The sequence below is a fragment of the Serratia sp. TSA_130.1 genome, from assembly GCF_052691795.1.
Genome location: NZ_JBQZFS010000002.1, coordinates 85,342 through 103,259, shown reverse-complemented (window position 1 = coordinate 103,259; position 17,918 = coordinate 85,342). Strand labels below are relative to the sequence as shown.

The window sequence follows — 17,918 nt, the reverse complement described above, 5'->3', positions numbered from 1 at the left end:
GAATATCGGCACCGTGCGGTCATTCATGGAGAGAAAGATGCAACGTCAAAAAGCAACTCAGCCCCCCAATCGGACACGTCGATTTGCCGTTTTGGTGATCGACATGCAATACGACTTTCTGGATGAAGATGGTCCTGTTCCTTGCGAAGGAGGGCGGGAGATTATCGCGTCGCTTCAAGTTTTGTTGAGCTTTGCGCGCGGTGCGGGCATCCCGGTGATCTATACCCAGGAAAGTCACCGCGTCAACCGTGTGGACTTCGGCCGGGAGCTTGACTACGGCGAGACACTTCATTGCCTCGAAGGGAGTCGTGGCGTTGAGATCATCGCAGATTTATCTCCACAGGTTGGCGATCAGGTATTAATCAAACGCCGTTACAGTGCGTTCTTCGCCACCGACCTGGATCTTCTGCTGCGTGGGATGGGAGTAGATACCGTCGTTCTGACCGGTGTTGCCACGGATGTTTGTGTTCGTGCGACTGCTCAGGACGCCATGCAATTAGATTATCGCGTCATAGTGCCGCGCGAGTGCGTCGCGGGGACGCGTCAAGTGCGACATGAGGCGGCGCTTGAGAACATCGGTTATGTATTTGGCAGTATTCAGAGTTTGACTGAGGTTATGAATCTCTTGCGGGTGGGATTGGAGGAAACATGAACGCAACGCTGTCGATAAAACCGCTGGAAGAGCGATTCAGAAACGTCTTGCAAATCTTGGTTGAAAAACGGCTTAGCTTGAGCCGGGAACAGACCCGAGATCTGGTCCAGGCCATGCTGGGACAGCAATTGGATGATATGCAGATCGGCGCGTTGCTCGTCGCTATGGCACAAAAGGGCGAGTCCGCTGATGAGATCGCCGGTGCGGTTGACGCAATAGCGGCACGTTGCCGGCCATTGGTAAGCGGTTTGCCGCTTACGTTGAATATCGGTGGTACTGGAGGAGACCGGAGCGGGACCTTCAATATTTCCACCACGGCAGCCTTGGTTGTGGCCGCAACTGGCGTGCCAGTGATCAAGCATGGCAATAGTCGCGTGACCAGCGTCAGCGGCAGCAGCGACATGATGTCGGCGTTGGGCATTGATGTTTCGCGCAAGGGTGATGAAGCGTGGCTGCGGCGATCGTTGGCAACGAGCAACTTCGCGTTTCTCTCTACTTCGTCTTGGTATGCGTTTCCTGAACGGCTGACTGCTGTACGGCGCGCTTTGGGTGTTCGTAGCCTGTTTAATCTGAGTGGGTCGTTGGTTCATCCTGCTAACGTGACGCACCAACTGATAGGCGTTGCGCATGCTTCGCTTTTGTATCCCATGGCTGAGGCGCTGGTGAGGTTGGGCAAGGTGACGGCTTTTATCGTACATGGTGCCGGAGATTTGGATGAAGTCAGTTGCCTGGGAGAAACCCAGGTCCTGTGTGTAAGTGATGGCTGTATAGGTCGGTTTTCCGTGCAGCCGGATGATTTTGAGGTCCCTGCCTGTGAATTACGGGCGCTGCGAGGGGGGTCTGCGGAGCGTAACGCGAAAATCTGCCTGGCAGTGCTTAACGGCGAGCGGGGGACCTATCGCAACGCGACTATAGTGAGCGCCGCGACGGCGCTGGTGTTGGCCGGCAAGACGCGCTCCTTTGGCGAGGCGGCGAAACTCGTGCGGCAAGTATTGGATAACGGGCGGGCGTATCAGGTTCTTAAACGATTCAAGGAGACGATGAATGAGAACGAGAGTGAAAGTCTGCGGCATCACGCACCTTGAGGATGCTCTGGCGGCATTAAACGCGGGGGCCAATGCATTGGGGTTCATTTTTTCACAAAGTCCACGTCAGGTTTCGCCCGACGAAGCCCGTTCGATCATTGAACGATTGCCGCCTTTTACTCAGGTGGTCGGCGTGTTTGTCAATGAACCCAGGGAATGGGTGCAAAACATTATATGTTATTGCGGCCTGGCAGCGATTCAGCTTCAGGGTGACGAAACGAATGAGTATTGCCAGGCATTTGATGTCCCGGTCATTAAAAGTTTCCATCTCGAAAGCACTTTGGCTCTGGACAGGATAAACGACTATCAGGTTAGTGCATACCTATTGGACACACAGGTCGAGGGGCTGAGCGGCGGTTCTGGAAAGCCATTCGATTGGAGTTTGTTGAAAAACAAAACATTTGCGCGGCCGGTAATTGTTGCGGGTGGACTGCATGCCGGCAATGTCAGCCATCTGATTCAGCATTGTTTCCCCACGGCCATTGATGTCTGTTCTGGCGTCTCTCGGTCCGCGCGCCGTAAGGACCCTGTGCGACTCCAAACCTTTTTTGACGCTGTCGCCTATGCCGATCGCCTTCGCGTGCAGGCGCCGGCTGAGAGTGGGCAAGAGGACATCCTCAAGGCGTCTTTTGATCGGCAGCCTTTGGTGGAGATTCAGGGGCGGCGGTTTTTGTTGAATGCTCTGACGGAACAGATCCCGGCAACCCCGGCTGAACTCTTGCGTGAAGCAGCCAGGCGAGTCTGCGATGCGGCGCAATTTCCGCCGGGAACCAAGCTGGTGGGGGAGGAAGACAAAGGAGGCGGTTTATTGGCTGCCGTTTCGCTGCTTTCAGGCCTGTCATACGGCATTGCCCGCTGGTACCCATCCGGTCTTGAAGGACAGGTTAAGGTTGATTTCGATTGCGAATATACCGGCGGCAGCCTCTTTTTGAACGGCGTGGAGCCCGGCGATAACGTTTATATCGTGGACGATCTCATCAGCACTGGCGGAACATTGGTGGGGTTGGTTTGTGCAGTGCGGAAAGCAGGGGCTGATGTATCAGGCATCTTATGTGTGGTGGAAAAACGCAATTATGGTGGAGCCAGGCGCGTGTTCGAGGCGACGGGGATCTCGGTGCAATCGCTTATTGAAGTGGATGTGAGCGGCGAGCATTCGGTCGTTGTCGGCGTTAATTATTAAATAAAAAGGAGGCTGTGATGGTCAAGGAAAGAAAATTCCGCGGTTGGTACATGGTCGGTGCCGTTCATCTTTTACTGGCGGTTATTTTTGGCGCTGCTTACTCATTCGGGGCATTTTTTACTGCATTACAGACGAACTTTGACGCAGGGCGTTTTTCTACCGCCTCAATCTTCTCGCTGACGGCGTTAATTTACTATGCCGTTGGGGTATTTTCCGGTGCCTGGAGCGATCGTACTTCGGTAAGGACGGTAACCGGCATTGGTATTTTACTGCTTTCGCTGGGATTCTTCGGCAGTAGCCTGCTGGCGTCGTCACTGACGGCGTTTTTGCTCACGTTTTGCCTGTTGGTAGGGGTTGGCGTCGGATTGGTTTACGTGCCGGCTGTTTCAACCATTCAACGCTGGTTCGTCGTTCATCGCAGCTCGGCTTCCGGCCTGGCGCTGGCTGGCACCGGCTTGGGAACGCTGGTGGGGCCGATGGTGGCCGGTGGGCTGATGCGACATTTGTCCTGGCAAAGCACTCTGCAAGTGTATGCCGTCGCTATCGCCGTGTTGGGGTTGGCTGCCGCCTTCATTTTACGAGGCCGGCCAGAGGACGTGGGCGAATATCCCGATGGGCTTCGTCCCGTTGAGGTGACCTCAATGCAGCGTCCAGGCTTCAGCGGTAGCGTCACGCTGCGAGAGGCCGCTGGCCGAGCTCAATTTTGGTGGTTTTTTATCGCGATATTTTTCGGCTCTATCGGACTGTTCCTGGCGTTGGTTCATATCAATCCTTATGCGCAGCAACAGGGGCTGCATGTAACACAAGCCAATCTGCTCATCGGTTTGATCGGCGTGGGCAATATCGGCGGCCGTCTGGTTTTGGGACGAATAGGCGACCGTCTGGGCGCGCGGCGTTTTTTGGTTATCGTCACGTTGAGTTTGGCCCTGTTATGCGGTTTTTGGAGTGTGGCGCACAGCTTTACCGCGCTGGCGATTTTCGCGCTGTTGTTCGGCGCGGCCAACGGCGGCTGTATTGCGCTGTACCCGGCAGTGGCCAGTACATGGTTCGGCACCGCCAATCTGGGCGCCATTCTGGGGGCATTGTATATCGCCGTGGGGATCGCCGCCGTTGGCGGGGGCAGCGCCGCCGGTTGGCTGTATGACCTGTATCAGAGTTACACGTTGTCTATTGCGTTGGCCGGCATGGCGGCGCTGTTGTCTGCGTTGGGGATCGTCTTGGCTTCTCGCTGTACTTCCCGGATGGGATGAGGGAGGAGTCAAATGCTATTGCCTAATGACTTGCGCTCTGCCTTGGCGTTGTTGCGGCAAGCAGGGGATGAGATTACCCCGGTGGAGAGATCGATTTCTCCCGAGGTGGAGATGATTGAAGATTTTCTCGATGCCTATCGCCAGCCTGGCGGTTCCTGGTTTGCCGATGAGCAACCGTTACGGCTTTATCGACGACCAACGCGGGGCGAGTTTCCCGTTTTGATGGGGATGTTTGGTAATCGCCGTCGTTGCAGGCTGTTTTTGGATCCCTTCGGACGTTACTCCGCAGACATATCAAATGCTCAGTTGTTGTTGCAGGCGGCGAGTAGGCCGATAGCGCCCAGATTACTGGGCGGGGAGGAACGCAACTTTCACAACGTGCGTAAGCCTGCTGAAATCCTGGCTTTGTTGCCGATTCTACGTTATCTGCAAGATGATCCTGGGCCGACGGTGACGTTGGGGTTGATCTATGCGCACGATAATCGAACCGGAGCCGCGAATTGTTCTTACCACCGAATTACCTTCAAAGAGGATTCGGCGGTGGTGGCGATTGACTCTCGTGGTCACTTGCAACACATGCTTTCGACACATCTGGCGCGCGGAGAGCTACTGCCGATTTCCGTCAATATCGGGCTTGATCCGGCCATTTATCTGGCTTCGACATTGACTCGGCCTTGTCTTTCTTACGGTAGCGACGAGTTAGGCGTTGCGGGGGCCCTGCGCGGCAATGCGGTGGAGATTGCGCCATGTCACGCCAATACGGGGCGATATATCGCCCATGCCGAGATCGTTATAGAAGGGATGTTGGGGGCGGAAAAAGAACCGGAGACAGCGGAGGTGGCCGGTTTTTCCTTACCTGAGTATCTCGGTTATCGCTCGCCATGTGGTATGGCCACAACACTGCAGGTTCAGGCGGTAAGCCACCGCGCCGGGGCGATATATCAGACGCTGTCGGGTCCTGGTGTGGAGCAATCCATTCTGCTTGGTTTAGGCCAAGAGTGTTCGCTGCTCGCCCGACTAAAAACAGAGGGGCTTGAGAGGCTGTTTTGTCGCGTCGCGGCTCTGCCTTCCGGCGGCGGTCACTTGCTTACCGTATTGCAAGTCGTTAAACGCGCTTGCAGTGATGACCTGCGCGTTATCGACGCAGCCAAGAGATTGCTCGGTGAGGTGCCGTCACTCAAAAATGTGTTACTGGTGGATGAGGATGTTGACCCTTATTCGGAGCGTGATGTCCTCTGGGCTATGAGTACGCGCGCCCGACTTGAACGCGATATTCATGTCAGCGCTTTGCTGCCCGGCACTTCCCTTGATCCCTCGCAATTGCCGCTCTATGGCGGGAGTGATGCGAATGGGCTCGTCAATAAATGCGTCGTTGATTGTACGGTTCCTTTTAGCTCTCGGCGGCGTTTTCAACGGGCGTTTTAATGTGAGCGGTACGCCTTTCTGCAGCCTGCCTGACCAGGCTGGCGAACCATGATGTCTGTCATGTTGAAGGAGACAAACCATGACGAATACTCTCGATCCTCGTTTCGATTCCACCCGGACTATTTGTGCCCCCAGGGGCAACGAATTGACCTGCAAAAATTGGCTGACCGAGGCGGCCTATCGAATGATTCAAAATAATCTGGATCCCGACGTCGCCGAAAACCCGCAAGGGCTGGTTGTGTATGGCGGTATCGGTCGCGCTGCGCGCAATTGGCAATGTTACGATCAGATTTTGGCCTCACTTAAAGCGCTCAATGAAGACGAAACTCTGTTGGTTCAATCCGGAAAACCGGTTGGAGTATTCCGCACCCATACTGATGCTCCCCGAGTGTTAATCGCCAATTCTAATTTGGTTCCACAGTGGGCCAATTGGGAACACTTCAGCGAGCTTGATCGCAAGGGATTGTTCATGTACGGGCAAATGACTGCCGGTAGTTGGATCTACATCGGTAGCCAGGGCATTGTGCAGGGTACGTTTGAAACGTTTGCCGAAGCGGGCCGCCAGCACTATGGCGGGGATCTGACCGGACGCTGGATCCTCACCGCCGGGCTGGGGGGGATGGGCGGGGCGCAGCCGTTAGCGGCGACATTGGCCGGCGCGGTTTCGTTGAATATAGAGTGTCAGCAGAGTAGCCTGGATTTTCGTTTGCGTACGCGCTATCTCGATAAACAGGCAAAAGATCTGGATGAAGCTATCGCCTTGATCAAGGCGCACACGGCGGCCGGACAGGCGGTTTCTATAGGCCTGCTAGGCAATGCCGCAGAGGTGTTGCCTGAACTGGTCAAACGCGCGCGTGCAGGCGGCATCCGACCCGATCTGGTTACCGATCAGACGTCTGCGCACGACCTGATCCACGGTTATTTGCCGGTGGGATGGAGCGTGGCGCAGTGGAAAGCAGCGCAACGCGATCCGGGGCAGCATGCCAGGTTGGCTGACGCCGCAGCTGCTAGCTGCGCCATTCATGTGCAGGCAATGCTTGATTTCGTTGACATGGGTGTGCCGGCTGTTGATTACGGTAACAATATTCGCCAGGTCGCACGCGATATGGGCGTGGAAAATGCTTTCGATTTTCCTGGCTTCGTACCGGCTTATATTCGCCCCCTGTTTTGCGAGGGCAAAGGGCCGTTTCGCTGGGTGGCGTTATCTGGCGATCCGGAAGATATCTACAAAACGGACGCCAAGGTTAAAGCGCTGTTTCCTGAAAACCAGCATATCCATCGTTGGCTGGATATGGCGCGTGAGCGCATTGCTTTCCAGGGATTGCCGGCGCGTATCTGTTGGTTGGGGTTGGGCGAGCGTCATCTGGCAGGCCTGGCTTTCAACGAGATGGTGCGTAGAGGGGAGCTTAGCGCACCGGTTGTTATCGGCCGAGATCATCTGGATACTGGCTCTGTCGCCAGCCCCAATCGTGAAACCGAAAGCATGAAGGATGGAACCGATGCCGTTTCCGATTGGCCGTTGCTGAATGCATTGCTCAATACTGCGGGCGGCGCTACCTGGGTGAGTTTGCATCATGGTGGCGGTGTGGGGATGGGATATTCGCAGCATTCGGGAATGGTGATCGTGTGCGATGGCAGTGAGGAGGCTGACCGGCGGCTTGCTCGGGTGTTGGTCAACGACTGCAGTTCCGGCGTGATGCGCCATGCCGATGCTGGCTATGAGCAAGCCGTTGCTGCCGCGAAAAGATTTGGATTGAAACTGCCGATGCTTTGAGAATAAGAGCATATTGAGGCTTTATAGCGGTTCTTATAAGGTAGAACCGCTATTTCTCTATAGGATGATTTTTACACCGTATTGCCTGTCTTGTGAGTATTTCACCTCTGGGCATGTGACGATTTAGTCTTGGCGTCAACTTACGGTTTTGCTGTCTGGCCTTCTTGCCAGTTTTGCCAAACGTGTTCAAGCCCGAATTCGACCATCGCGAAATAGAGACTGAAATAACGCTCCGCCATGATGAAAAACGAACTGTTGAGTTCGATCACCACATTATTGGTGGTGGCCAGCAGGCCGGATTTTTCCGCCGCCTGCAGAATGCGGTTCACGTGAGCGCGAGAGACGGAACACGACTTGGCGATTTTCGCCGAGGAGAGCAGCAGAAAGGGGGAGTCCTGTCGGATGCTTTCGATAAACAGCATCAACAACACCATGTGGCCGGCGTCTTTGCTGATAAACAGCCCGGACTGTGGCACCAGGTCGATCAGGTAGATCTCCTTGAGCATCAGTTGCCCGTAGGCGGCGAAAAAGGTGGGCAGAAAGTCGGGCGCCGCCAGCAGCGCCGCGATGGGCATCTGTGGCGCCAGCGCCTGATAAGGCCGCGCCATTGAGGCGATCAGCGCCTGAGTTTCCGCCAGCGCGTGCGGCGTAGGTTTATAGCGCAACTGGCGTTTGTCATGCTCGCAGGGTTTGACCTCCAGCCGGCGCCCGACCCGTAAAAAGAACAGAAAGGAATCCAGGGAGTTCTCGCTGATCATATTCTTCCCTTTGAAAAAGGCTTTGATGTCTTTCAGCGCGGCGGCGGGCTGGTGGTAATAAATGGACAGGATGGTGGAGCAGATGATGAACCGGCTGTTCCTGAAAATGATTTTGTAAAACAGCGGATGCTTCTTGTAGGTCTCCCTCAATAATTCCCCGTGTTTGACGATGGCGGTGTGAAACGCCGCTGACTGCCTGATGTTGTTGGCCTGTTTCTCCAGATGAAACTGTAGCTGGAATCTGCTTAGACTCATTTTCCCTATTTCCTGTACTTAAAAAAATGCGCTGCTTTTTATCGTTATGGGTTTGCTGTGTATGGCTTGACGATCTGCTGGCCCTGGTCGTTGATGAGGGTGGCCTGAACGGTGGCCCGAGAGGGGAGCGCGGATGCCGAAACGCCGTCGAGGTGATAATCCCGCGAGCTGAATGGCGCGGTCATCATGTCGCTTTCTTGCCGCACCGGATAATCGCGTCTGTCGGCGTGCACGGCGATACGCGCGAACGAGAGATAAAACGCCGATCGGTTTTGACAGCGCAGCAGATAACCGTCCGGCGATTTTTGCAGCGTGAATGAGACGGCCTCGGCCGCGTTTTCGGCTTTTCCCTTCAGCGCCCTGGGCCGGTAGAAGATTTTCATCTGGGTATTCATCGCCAGCGTCACGCGCGACGCCAGCGGCGGCGTGGTCGGCCGGGTGGGCGGGATCTCATACAGGTTAAGCCAGAACACCGACTCTCTGTCGGCGGGCAGGTTCGCGCCGGCAAACAGGATCCGCAGCCCTTTCAGCGCCGAAGGCTGCAGGGCGAATACGCTGGGCAGGGCGACAAACGGCGCGCGAGACAGTTCGGGGGCGGCGTTGACGTCACCGTTATCGACCCAGGTTTGCGCCACGATCGGGTAGCCGTTGGTGTTGAGCAGCATCAGGGTTTTTTCCGTCTCGCCCTCGTGAAAGATCACCCGCGTGGCGGAGGCGATGATGCCCGCCTGCGCGCCGATGGAGGCCAGCGCCAGCAGCAGGGCGCATCCCATAATCAGGTATTTCTTTCTCATCATTGCACCTTAACCCAGACGTAGGCCCTGGCATCCACCTTGCCGGCGGTGACGGTCTGGCCAGGCAGCCGGGCGAGCGTGGCGGTGAGCTGGGTGGTGTAGTGGGTAAACCCCGCCGCGGTGCTGCCGCCGCCGCTGGCGCCGTTGAGCACCGGATACCAGCCTGCGTCGCTGCCCTGCGGGCATTGCCCGGCGCTGCAGCGCGCCCAGCCGACAAAGTTCATCGGCGCGCCGTTGCCAGCGTTGGCGAGCGCGATGCCCACGCCGGTGGCGACGCTGCTGTCGGTGCCGTAGCCGCTGGAGAGCAGGTAACTTACGCCGCCGTTGGCGCTGACCAACCCGAGCCGCTGCGCCGCGACATAGCTTTCATACGGCACCTGCAGGCCGAGGGCGGTATTGTTGCTGCTGACGCCGGACACGGCGGCGTTGTCGCATTCGATATTGAGGGTGAACTGCGCCTGCGAGGTTTGCCCGGCGGTCAGTTGGCTGACGGAGAGGGTCGGCAGGATCACCAGCGGCGTGACGTTGCGCGCCACGCAGGTGGCGGTATAGGTCAGCGAAGAGATCGGTGCGGTGCCCATGCCCATCGCGTTCCAGCGCCCAGTGCCCCAGGTGGCGTAGTTGGTGGCGGAGTCGCTGCCGATAGGATCCGAGGCGATGCCGGGCCCCTGAAAGGTGACATAGCCGTTCGGCTGCGTGCAGGTATAGTTCGAATTGCCGGTGGTCGAGGCCATACCCACCAGCGGGTTGCCGGCGCTGTAGCCACAGTAGTTGCTGGCGCCCGCGCCCGGCAGCGAACTGATGCGGATCAGGTCGGCACGGATGGCGCTGAAATCTTTCACCCGGATCTGAATTTTGCTGCCGACGGTGGCGTAGCGGGTAATCGGCGCCGACTGCCAGTAACGGGTAAAAACCTTGCCGGAATCCAGATGGGTCAAACGAATGCCGACGTAAGGGAAGTAGGTGGCGTAATAGTTGGGGTTGCCGTCCCTGGCGCCCAGATCGTAATAGCCGCCGACGCGATCGTCGCCGTTGGTGGCGAAGACTTCATAAATTTGCCCAACATCGCCGGCATCGCATTCATACAGCACCTTGTTTGGGTCGGGATAGCGGGTGCCAGAGGTCAGATCGAACACGCTGGTGCCCAGCGGCGTGCCGACGGGCTGCAGATAGGTGCTGGTCAGGTTGACCCGACCCAGCGCCGTGCCCACCCCGCAAGGATCGCAGCCAGAGTCGATCCAGGGGGCGACGCGCGTGCATTGCGCCAGCGCCGCGGGCGCGCCGAACAGCGACAGGGCGAACAGCGCCGGGGCGGCGACCAGATAAGAAATGCGTTTCATCGTCTCTCCTGAGATAAGTTAAACGGGTTAGCGGCACGGAGCGCTGAGCCGCTGAATCGGGCTGTCTTCCGCGGGGGGCAGGCGATAGTGCAGCGTGCACTGCTGGCCGGGCACGTCGCCCCAGTTCAGCGTCAGCGTGCCGGCATTCCGGTCGCTGCGCAGATACACCTGATTGGCCTGGCCAACCATGCCTACGCTGTTGCCCGCGTTGTCCAACACGTTGGCGCCCATCGGGATCGGCGCGTTGTCGGGACGCTGTGCGGTAATCAGCAGCGCCTGGCCGCGCACGGTGTTGAAGCGCAGGCGCACCGTGGCGCCGGCGTACGGGGCGACGCGTTGCTGGCCGTCCTCCAGTTCCGCTTTATCATTCATGCCCTCGGGGTTCAGCGCGACGGTGTTGTAGTGATAGGGCACCAGCGCCGGCGCCAGCGCATAGCCGAAGCGATCGACGCGCGCGCCTTGGCCGCCCATCACCTGCGCGCCGTTGGCGCCGGGCGCCTCTATCAGGGCGAAGGTATCACCGACATACGGCCCTAATGTCACGCCGCCGCGGTGCGCCACCACCGCGCCCTGCAGCGACAGTGAGCCTTGTCGATACTGGCGCGCGGTGGAGAACGAGCCGGTGACGTTGGCGTAAGGCAGGCGGGTTTGCAGGTTGCCGCCCCAGATGCTTTGTTGGCGATCGTCGTCGGTGGTGAAGTTCAGACCGTAGCTGACCGGCTGTTCGTCGCCGACGCTGCCCGACAGCGCAGCCTGATAGTTGCCGCCCTGACCTTGGCTGTGGTTGGCCAGCAGCGAGACGCTGGGGGCGGATGACGAACGCCCGAGCGGGAAGCTGAGCGACAGGGCGGTGACGGTTTGCGTGTTCTGCGCCAGCGGCGCGCTGTAGACGTTATCCAACGGCCCGTAGCCGCGATAGTCGCCGTTGCTGTAGCCCAGACTGCGGGTGCGGGTGACGGAGAGGTTAAGCGCCACGCCGTTGCCAAAGGTTTTCCCCCAGCCCAGCTGGAGCTGATTGTCGCGGCCGCGCTGATCGCGGTAGTCCTGGGTCGAGCCGGACATCGTCAGGCTGCCGAACGCGCCCATGCCCTGATTGACGGCCACCTCGAAACGCGAACGCTGGCGGTAGGAATCGGACTGCCAGCGTTGGCCGGTGACGGCGGCGCGCCGCACGCCGAGCACGTCGCTGAGATCGCGGAAGCCTTCGGTGGAGTAACGGTAGCCGGCGATGGATAAGGTGGTGTCCGTCGGGCTGAAGGTTCGGCTGTAAGAGAGATGCAGCATCCAGCCTGAGGCGCCGCCGTCCGGCAGGCTGGCGTGGGAATAGGTGGTGTCCATGCCGAAGGCGCCCAGTTCGCTGCTGTACACGCCGCCCAGCATCATCGCCTGATAGCCGTCCGCCAGCTGGTTGCCGACGTTGAAGGTCAGGGCGTTGGTCAGGCCGTGTTGCCAGGTCAGCTCGCTGAACAGGTCGTTATCGCCGACGTAGCGGGAACGGCCGACGATGGCGGAGTAGCGCGACTGGCCGGGGCGGATGGATTCCGGCACCGCGGCGAACGGCACGGTGAAGGTGCTGACGCTGCCGTCGGCCTCGGTCACCACCACGGTCAGATCGCCGGCGTAGTTGGTGGCGTACAGATCGTTGATGGCGAACGGCCCCGGCGCCACGGTGGTTTCGTACAGCGTGCTTTTACCCTGCAGCACCGTCACGCGCGCGTTGCTTTTCGCCACGCCGCGCACCACCGGCGCATAGCCGCGCTGTGAATCCGGCAGCATGCGATCGTCCGAGCTGAGCTGAATGCCGCGAAAGCCCAGGCCGGAAAAGAAGTGCCCGTCGGTAAAGCCTTCGCCCAGCAGCATTTCGCTGCGCCAGGGCAAGATCGCGCGCTGCACGTAGCGGCGGCTGGTGTCCAGGTGGCCGCCGAACTCCCGATCGTAGCGGTAGCTGGATTGCTGGCGGTAGCGCCAGAGCCCGAGGTTGAACCCGCCGTTCAGGTTGGCGTAGGTCGAGTCGAGGTCGCGGGTTTGCCCCTGTCGGTAGCTGACGTGGTACTGGTTGAGGTTGTAATTGACGAAGACCATCGATTCGCCGCCGTCCAGGCTGGCGGGATTGACGCTGCCGCGCGGCTGGCCGTTCAACAGCGCCTGCGGAATGCTCAGATCCAGGCGCAGCCGCGAGATATCGGCGTTCACCGTGATGTCCTTCAGATCCCGGCCGGGCAGCAGGCATGCCGTTTCGGCCGACGGCGGATTTTTCAGCCCGAAGCGCGTCAGCTGCGCGCGATCGAAACAGGGCAGTACCTGCTTGCCATCGCGCACGAAACGAATTTGATCGCGCTCGAGAAACTGGCCGTTGAGGTACAGATCGATCTGATAGCTGCCGGGGGCGACGGCGTCCTGTTGGTTGAATTGACTCAGGGCGCTGTTGCTCAGCACGCTGCCGCGCAGCAGCGCGGGATCGAAGGTGTAGCCATCGGCGGCGGCGCAGCCCAGCGGCAGCGCCAGCAGCGCGCAACACCAGCGTGCGGGAAGCGGCGTCGCCTTGCGAGCATCGAACATGAAAACCTCCCTGTCTGGTTTCAGCGCGCGACGTTCAGGGTGCGTGTGATTTCCACCCCATAGTCATTGATGACGCGCAGCGCGATCTGCCGCACCTCACCGTTCACCGGCCAGCTGGCCTGCGAAAACGGCGGGATCAGGTCCGCCTGCGGGATCGCGGTGCGTTTTGCGCCGCTGAGTATCGCGGCCTGGCTGACGTTGGCGTAGTAGCCGGTCGGGTTATCGACGCGCAGCGCGTTGCCGACCTGGCGCAGGCTGAGCTTATCGATGACGTGATTGGCGTCGCCGGCCAGCCCGGCCGGGCGATAGAACACTTTCAGGCGATTGGTGACCACCAGCAGCAGTTTGTTCTTGTCGCTGTCCGTCTGACGCACGGCGGGCACCTGCAGGAAGTTGAGGTAGAACAGCGATTCGCGATCGCGCGGCAGCGGCTGGCCGACGAACGACAGCCGCACCATCTGCCCGCTGTGCGGATTCATGCGGAAGATTTGCGGCGAGGCGACAAAAGGCGCGTCGGCGTTTTCCGGCGTGGACTTGGGGTTATTGATATCGAGCCAGATCTGCATCAGCGCCGGGGCGCCGTCGTCATTGGTGAATTGCAGCGTTTTTTCCCGCGCCTCGGCGGGGTAGATCACGCGATTGCCGAGCAGCGTGACGCTGGCCGACGCGTAGCTGGCGGCAAAACTCATCAGGCAAAACGATAGGGCGGCCCAACGGCGGGCGTAACGGGTTATCTGCTGCATAAACGTGAACCGATAAAGGGAGCGAGTCATTCAGCGCCGTCCGCTAAGGAACGGCGCTGTCATCAACAGGTATGGCGCCTGACGCCGGCTTATCTGTAGGTAATGGCGAACTGGGCGGTGGCGATCACCGAACCGGCCGCTACGCCGGTATCTTCCGCGTAGTAGCGAGCCACCAGGTTCTGCGAGGTGGACGTGGCGTCTTTCGCCAGCGTCATCGCCGACGTGGTGACGGTAGAGCCGCTGGCGAATGACAACGGCGTAGTGGCGTCGCTGTCCAGCAGTTGAATGGAAACCTTGGCCGCATCGCCCGCGTTGCCCAGGTTGCCGTTAACTGTCGGGTTGTTGCCCGCCAGCACGGTTTTGATCGCCGTATCGCTGGTTGCCGCCGCACAGCCCGTGACGTTAACGGTAAAGGTGGTGTCGCCGGCGGTGGCGCCTTTGGTGGCGAGCTGGCTGGCGGCGACGGTCGGCAGCAGAACAACCGGGTTGGATTGGTTGCCGTTAATATTCACCGAACAGGTTTGCGTGCTGACTTCGCCTTTAAATTGCACCGTATTGGACGAGGCGGCCGCACAGGCGCCGGAGAGAGTCAGCATGGATAATGCGACTAATTTAACATTCATGTGAAATGCCCTTTAATTTACTTTAGAGAAAAGCTTTCCTGACAGTAATAATTTACTGACGTGCGGTTGTTGATTAATCATGTTGCGCAATTGTTTTTTAAACGCGTCGGCAAACATGGATTTTCATCCTAACAAACTAAGAATTTTCCCTATAGATATTTTGAATAAGGCAATAAGGCGATGGCTCCTGTTGTTACATTTGCTTTCATTTTCGCTTATATCATACAAAATAGAAAATAGATCTATATCATTGCGTTGCATTTTTATTGAATTGTCAGTTTTTGTGAATGAAATAATTTGAAACATTCATGCCTTTTTTGCGTATTAATCAAAGCGCTGGCTGTTGCATGATTATTTGAAAAACATGTTATCAAGATGTTTTATATCGGTGTGCTTTGCAGGCGAATTACCCCAAAAAAGAGCAGCGACAAGCCGCCTGAGGTGTGGAAGCATACTTTTACGCTGATAAGGAGAATTAAAGTGAGAGTGATTTATATCGACGGTTCACCGCTGTGCCGTTTGGGGATGAAAACATTATTAGGAGAAGGCGTGATAACCTTATCCTCGCCCAATATTAATATTATTAAAAATATAAGCCCCGCGCCTGATTTAATTATCATGGATTTCCCCCATGAAATTTATCGGTTCGAAGCGTATTTGCGATTTATTCACGCCTCACGTGCTGAATATGAAGGCGTCCGGATACTGTTCTTCGTCGATAAGACTTCGCCGCTGATCCTGGCGTTTATCGCGGCGGCGCAGCCGGATGCGATTTTGCACAAACGGGAAGCGTTGCAGGTGGTGCGGGAGACCTGCGCGGCGCTGAGCCGCCGGGAAAAGGCGGGCGAACGGCGCGCGCTGAACAGGCATCGGGCGGCGGCGATCACGCCCGGTGAGGCGGCGGTGCTGTGTGAAACGGCCCGTACGGAAGATATCCGCCTGACCGCGCGGCGGCTGAATTTGCACCCGAAAACCGTTTATTCGCACCTCAACAATGCAGGCAAGAAGTTCGGCATCCGCAATCGGGTGGAATTGCTGAAGATGATTGCGCTGTTGTAGCGCACCGTTAGCGGGTTTTGCCGACGGCCAGCCGCCATTGCGTCATTTCGTCGGCGCCCGGCCCGGCCGCCAGCGCGAGGTTTTGCGCCGGCAGCGATTCGCCGGTCACGGCATCCACCGCGCGCAGGGTGGCAGGGTGGCCGGTTACGCGGTCAACCACGCGCAGCGGCGGCCCGGCCAGCTCGGACAGATTCCATTTGTCGCCAATCTGAATCATCGCCATCACCAGCAGCCCGAGATCTTTTCCTTTCTCCGTCGGCAGATACTCATAACGAGCGGGGCGCGTTTGGTATTGCCGCTTTTCGATAAGGCCGTGGCTTTCCAGGGCCTTGAGCCGGTCGGCCAGCGTATTGTTGGTGATGCCGGTCGAGTGGCGCAGATCGTCATAGCGCGAGAGCCCCAGCAGCAGATCGCGCATGAGAATAGCGCCCCAGCGATCGCCCAATGCCGACAGCACGTGCGCCACCGAGCACGTCATGCCTTCAAACCCTTTTGCTTTCACGTTGCTTTACCTCCGCTTGCCGCCTGATTGCCGAGAATGTTATCGCCTCGGCTTGATAACTTCAATAATTGGAGTTATTACTCTTATTATTGGAGTTTATCATTAACAGCGGCTGATGGCCTGAACGCCGGCCGGAAACCCTAGGAGACAACGCGATGCCACTGTGGCAGATTTACCACCCTGAGCCGGCCTTCAGCGCCGCCGATAAACGCGCGATTGCGCAGAAGGTCACCGCCCTGTACCAGGACTTTTTGCCGCGCTTTTACGTCAACGTGTTCTTCCACGCGCTGCCGCCAGGTTCGGCCTATCTCGGCGGCGAACCGGCCGATGATTTCGTGCGGGTGACCATCGACCATATCGCGCGCGCCATGGACAACGACGCAGAGCAGCAGCAATTCCTGGCGGCCTGCACCCGCATCTTGCACCCCTACATCGCCGCCCGCGGGCAGCGCTGGGAACTGCACGTCGACGAAACGCCGTTCTCGCTGTGGACGATTGACGGATTGAAACCGCCGGCGCCGGGGACGGCGGCGGGGGAGAGGTGGCGCAAGGAGAACCGGCCTTCGGCGTGGGAGGGGGAAATAGGGTGAGACTGGGGATACTCAGGACAAAAAAATCCACGCCGAAGCGTGGATTTTTCCGTTTCCGGCAGCGGAGAAAAGCGCTGCGGAGAGAGGCTTAGACGTTGAACAAGAAGTTCATTACGTCGCCGTCTTTGACGATGTAGTCTTTACCTTCGGAGCGCATTTTGCCGGCTTCTTTGGCGCCTTGCTCACCTTTGTAGGTGATGAAGTCGTCATAGGAGATGGTTTGGGCGCGGATAAAGCCTTTCTCGAAGTCGGTGTGGATCTTGCCGGCCGCCTGCGGGGCGGTGGCGCCCACCGGGATGGTCCAGGCGCGCACTTCTTTCACGCCGGCGGTGAAGTAGGTTTGCAGGTTCAGCAGTTCATAACCGGCGCGGATCACGCGGTTCAGGCCCGGCTCTTCCAGGCCCAGTTCGGCCATGAACTCGTCGCGCTCTTCGTCTTCCAGCTCGGCGATGTCGGATTCCACGGCGGCGCACACGGCAACCACCACGGAGCCTTCGGCGTCGGCGATTTTACGCACGGTGTCCAGGTACGGGTTGTTCTCGAAGCCGTCTTCGTTGACGTTGGCGATGTACATGGTCGGCTTCAGCGTCAGGAAGCTCAGGTATTTGATCGCCGCCTTGTCTTCATCGGTCAGATCCAGTGCGCGCAGCATGCCGGCGTTTTCCAGGTGCGGCAGGCATTTCTCCAGCGCCGCCAGCTCGGCCTTGGCGTCTTTGTCGCCGCCTTTGGCTTTCTTTTGCACGCGGTGGATAGCGCGCTCGCAGGTGTCCAGGTCGGACAGCGCCAGCTCGGTGTTGATCACGTCGATGTCTTCGGCCGGATCGACCTTGTTGTTGACGTGGATGATGTTGTCGTTTTCAAAGCAGCGCACTACGTGGCCGATGGCTTCGGTTTCACGGATGTTGGTCAGGAACTGGTTGCCCAGGCCTTCACCCTTGGACGCGCCTTTCACCAGGCCGGCGATGTCGACGAATTCCATGGTGGTCGGCAGAATGCGTTGCGGCTTGACGATCTCGGCCAGCTTATCCAGACGCGGATCGGGCATCGGCACCACACCGGTGTTCGGTTCAATGGTGCAGAACGGGAAGTTGGCTGCTTCAATGCCCGCTTTGGTCAACGCGTTGAACAGGGTGGATTTGCCTACGTTAGGCAGGCCGACGATACCGCATTTGAATCCCATGTTGTAATCACCTTAAATATCTTAACTATCAGCTGGTTAGGTTTAACCGGCTGCATAAAGGGCAAAATAATGCCGCCATTATACACGTAATGGGCGTTTATCTCGATCAGACTTGCTTGGCCGGGGCGAGTGCCGTGCGGGCGACCGGT

16 protein-coding genes are annotated in these 17,918 nt (G+C 58.3%); 8 read left to right on the top strand and 8 right to left on the bottom strand.

From position 1 onward, the window contains the following. The first annotated feature begins 37 nt into the window (after window positions 1–37). From ACUTQY_RS07125 to hutU, 6 genes are all read left to right on the top strand, one after another. The gene (locus tag ACUTQY_RS07125; RefSeq protein ID WP_046686883.1) at window positions 38–652 is read left to right on the top strand and encodes a cysteine hydrolase family protein; all 615 of its coding nucleotides are present in this window, start codon (window positions 38–40) and stop codon (window positions 650–652) included. Next, complete coding sequence (gene trpD / locus ACUTQY_RS07120) at window positions 649–1,737, top strand: anthranilate phosphoribosyltransferase (RefSeq protein ID WP_052752684.1); 1,089 nt, start codon at window positions 649–651, stop codon at window positions 1,735–1,737. Before ACUTQY_RS07125 ends, trpD begins: the two co-directional genes overlap by 4 nt. After that, on the top strand, window positions 1,697–2,917 hold the full coding sequence (locus ACUTQY_RS07115) for a hypothetical protein (RefSeq protein WP_116286418.1): 1,221 nt from the start codon (window positions 1,697–1,699) through the stop codon (window positions 2,915–2,917). Before trpD ends, ACUTQY_RS07115 begins: the two co-directional genes overlap by 41 nt. Window positions 2,918–2,934: 17 nt before the next feature. Further along, window positions 2,935–4,167 carry an MFS transporter gene (locus tag ACUTQY_RS07110; RefSeq protein ID WP_046686884.1) on the top strand — a complete coding sequence of 411 codons (1,233 nt, stop codon included), beginning with the start codon at window positions 2,935–2,937 and terminating at the stop codon, window positions 4,165–4,167. Window positions 4,168–4,179: 12 nt separating this feature from the next. Then, window positions 4,180–5,592 (top strand): UbiD family decarboxylase, encoded by a 1,413-nt coding sequence (locus ACUTQY_RS07105; RefSeq protein ID WP_052752687.1) that lies wholly within the window; start codon window positions 4,180–4,182, stop codon window positions 5,590–5,592. A 79-nt stretch (window positions 5,593–5,671) separates the two neighbouring features. Continuing rightward, window positions 5,672–7,366 carry a urocanate hydratase gene (gene hutU, locus ACUTQY_RS07100; RefSeq protein WP_046686885.1) on the top strand — a complete coding sequence of 565 codons (1,695 nt, stop codon included), beginning with the start codon at window positions 5,672–5,674 and terminating at the stop codon, window positions 7,364–7,366. A gap of 140 nt (window positions 7,367–7,506) precedes the next feature. On the opposite strand, the gene ACUTQY_RS07095 is transcribed toward hutU, so the two are convergent. The 6 genes from ACUTQY_RS07095 to ACUTQY_RS07070 all read right to left on the bottom strand — a co-directional run bounded on the left by ACUTQY_RS07095 (window position 7,507) and on the right by ACUTQY_RS07070 (window position 14,438). After that, on the bottom strand, window positions 7,507–8,379 hold the full coding sequence (locus ACUTQY_RS07095; RefSeq protein ID WP_046686886.1) for a hypothetical protein: 873 nt from the start codon (window positions 8,377–8,379) through the stop codon (window positions 7,507–7,509). Window positions 8,380–8,423: 44 nt separating this feature from the next. Next, entirely contained in the window at window positions 8,424–9,173 is a 750-nt protein-coding gene (locus ACUTQY_RS07090; protein WP_046686887.1) for a fimbrial biogenesis chaperone, read from the bottom strand. After that, window positions 9,173–10,513 carry a fimbrial protein gene (locus ACUTQY_RS07085; RefSeq protein ID WP_033642744.1) on the bottom strand — a complete coding sequence of 447 codons (1,341 nt, stop codon included), beginning with the start codon at window positions 10,511–10,513 and terminating at the stop codon, window positions 9,173–9,175. The genes ACUTQY_RS07090 and ACUTQY_RS07085 overlap by 1 nt, the downstream gene beginning before the upstream one ends. Before the next feature lie 27 nt (window positions 10,514–10,540). Then, a complete protein-coding gene (locus ACUTQY_RS07080; protein ID WP_046686888.1) occupies window positions 10,541–13,072 on the bottom strand; it encodes a fimbria/pilus outer membrane usher protein in 2,532 nt (843 codons plus the stop codon). A gap of 20 nt (window positions 13,073–13,092) precedes the next feature. Beyond that, on the bottom strand, window positions 13,093–13,815 hold the full coding sequence (locus ACUTQY_RS07075; protein ID WP_033642746.1) for a fimbrial biogenesis chaperone: 723 nt from the start codon (window positions 13,813–13,815) through the stop codon (window positions 13,093–13,095). Window positions 13,816–13,904: 89 nt separating this feature from the next. Next, a complete protein-coding gene (locus ACUTQY_RS07070; RefSeq protein ID WP_046686889.1) occupies window positions 13,905–14,438 on the bottom strand; it encodes a fimbrial protein in 534 nt (177 codons plus the stop codon). Window positions 14,439–14,813: 375 nt separating this feature from the next. Between ACUTQY_RS07070 and ACUTQY_RS07065 the strand changes: the two genes are divergently transcribed. Continuing rightward, window positions 14,814–15,497 carry a helix-turn-helix transcriptional regulator gene (locus ACUTQY_RS07065; protein WP_226773005.1) on the top strand — a complete coding sequence of 228 codons (684 nt, stop codon included), beginning with the start codon at window positions 14,814–14,816 and terminating at the stop codon, window positions 15,495–15,497. A 7-nt stretch (window positions 15,498–15,504) separates the two neighbouring features. Here the strand turns inward: ACUTQY_RS07065 and ACUTQY_RS07060 are convergent, their stop codons facing one another. Continuing rightward, entirely contained in the window at window positions 15,505–15,999 is a 495-nt protein-coding gene (locus ACUTQY_RS07060; RefSeq protein WP_025302484.1) for a winged helix-turn-helix transcriptional regulator, read from the bottom strand. 155 nt (window positions 16,000–16,154) lie between these two features. On the opposite strand from ACUTQY_RS07060, the gene ACUTQY_RS07055 reads away from it, so the two are divergent. Then, entirely contained in the window at window positions 16,155–16,589 is a 435-nt protein-coding gene (locus ACUTQY_RS07055) for a tautomerase family protein (protein WP_046686890.1), read from the top strand. Window positions 16,590–16,677: 88 nt separating this feature from the next. Here ACUTQY_RS07055 and ychF read toward each other — a convergent pair whose 3' ends face one another. Continuing rightward, complete coding sequence (gene ychF, locus ACUTQY_RS07050) at window positions 16,678–17,769, bottom strand: redox-regulated ATPase YchF (protein WP_025302489.1); 1,092 nt, start codon at window positions 17,767–17,769, stop codon at window positions 16,678–16,680. Window positions 17,770–17,918 lie beyond the last annotated feature (149 nt).

Coding starts and splice junctions, on each gene's coding strand:
- ACUTQY_RS07075 (WP_033642746.1), bottom strand. CDS start 13,815: ATGCAGCAGATAACCCGTTACGCCCGCCGTTGGGCCGCCCTATCGTTT.
- ACUTQY_RS07115 (WP_116286418.1), top strand. CDS start 1,697: ATGAGAACGAGAGTGAAAGTCTGCGGCATCACGCACCTTGAGGATGCT.
- ACUTQY_RS07105 (WP_052752687.1), top strand. CDS start 4,180: ATGCTATTGCCTAATGACTTGCGCTCTGCCTTGGCGTTGTTGCGGCAA.
- ACUTQY_RS07085 (WP_033642744.1), bottom strand. CDS start 10,513: ATGAAACGCATTTCTTATCTGGTCGCCGCCCCGGCGCTGTTCGCCCTG.
- ACUTQY_RS07065 (WP_226773005.1), top strand. CDS start 14,814: ATGTTTTATATCGGTGTGCTTTGCAGGCGAATTACCCCAAAAAAGAGC.
- ACUTQY_RS07090 (WP_046686887.1), bottom strand. CDS start 9,173: ATGAGAAAGAAATACCTGATTATGGGATGCGCCCTGCTGCTGGCGCTG.
- trpD (WP_052752684.1), top strand. CDS start 649: ATGAACGCAACGCTGTCGATAAAACCGCTGGAAGAGCGATTCAGAAAC.
- ACUTQY_RS07095 (WP_046686886.1), bottom strand. CDS start 8,379: ATGAGTCTAAGCAGATTCCAGCTACAGTTTCATCTGGAGAAACAGGCC.
- ACUTQY_RS07070 (WP_046686889.1), bottom strand. CDS start 14,438: ATGAATGTTAAATTAGTCGCATTATCCATGCTGACTCTCTCCGGCGCC.
- ACUTQY_RS07125 (WP_046686883.1), top strand. CDS start 38: ATGCAACGTCAAAAAGCAACTCAGCCCCCCAATCGGACACGTCGATTT.
- ychF (WP_025302489.1), bottom strand. CDS start 17,769: ATGGGATTCAAATGCGGTATCGTCGGCCTGCCTAACGTAGGCAAATCC.
- ACUTQY_RS07110 (WP_046686884.1), top strand. CDS start 2,935: ATGGTCAAGGAAAGAAAATTCCGCGGTTGGTACATGGTCGGTGCCGTT.
- ACUTQY_RS07055 (WP_046686890.1), top strand. CDS start 16,155: ATGCCACTGTGGCAGATTTACCACCCTGAGCCGGCCTTCAGCGCCGCC.
- ACUTQY_RS07080 (WP_046686888.1), bottom strand. CDS start 13,072: ATGTTCGATGCTCGCAAGGCGACGCCGCTTCCCGCACGCTGGTGTTGC.
- hutU (WP_046686885.1), top strand. CDS start 5,672: ATGACGAATACTCTCGATCCTCGTTTCGATTCCACCCGGACTATTTGT.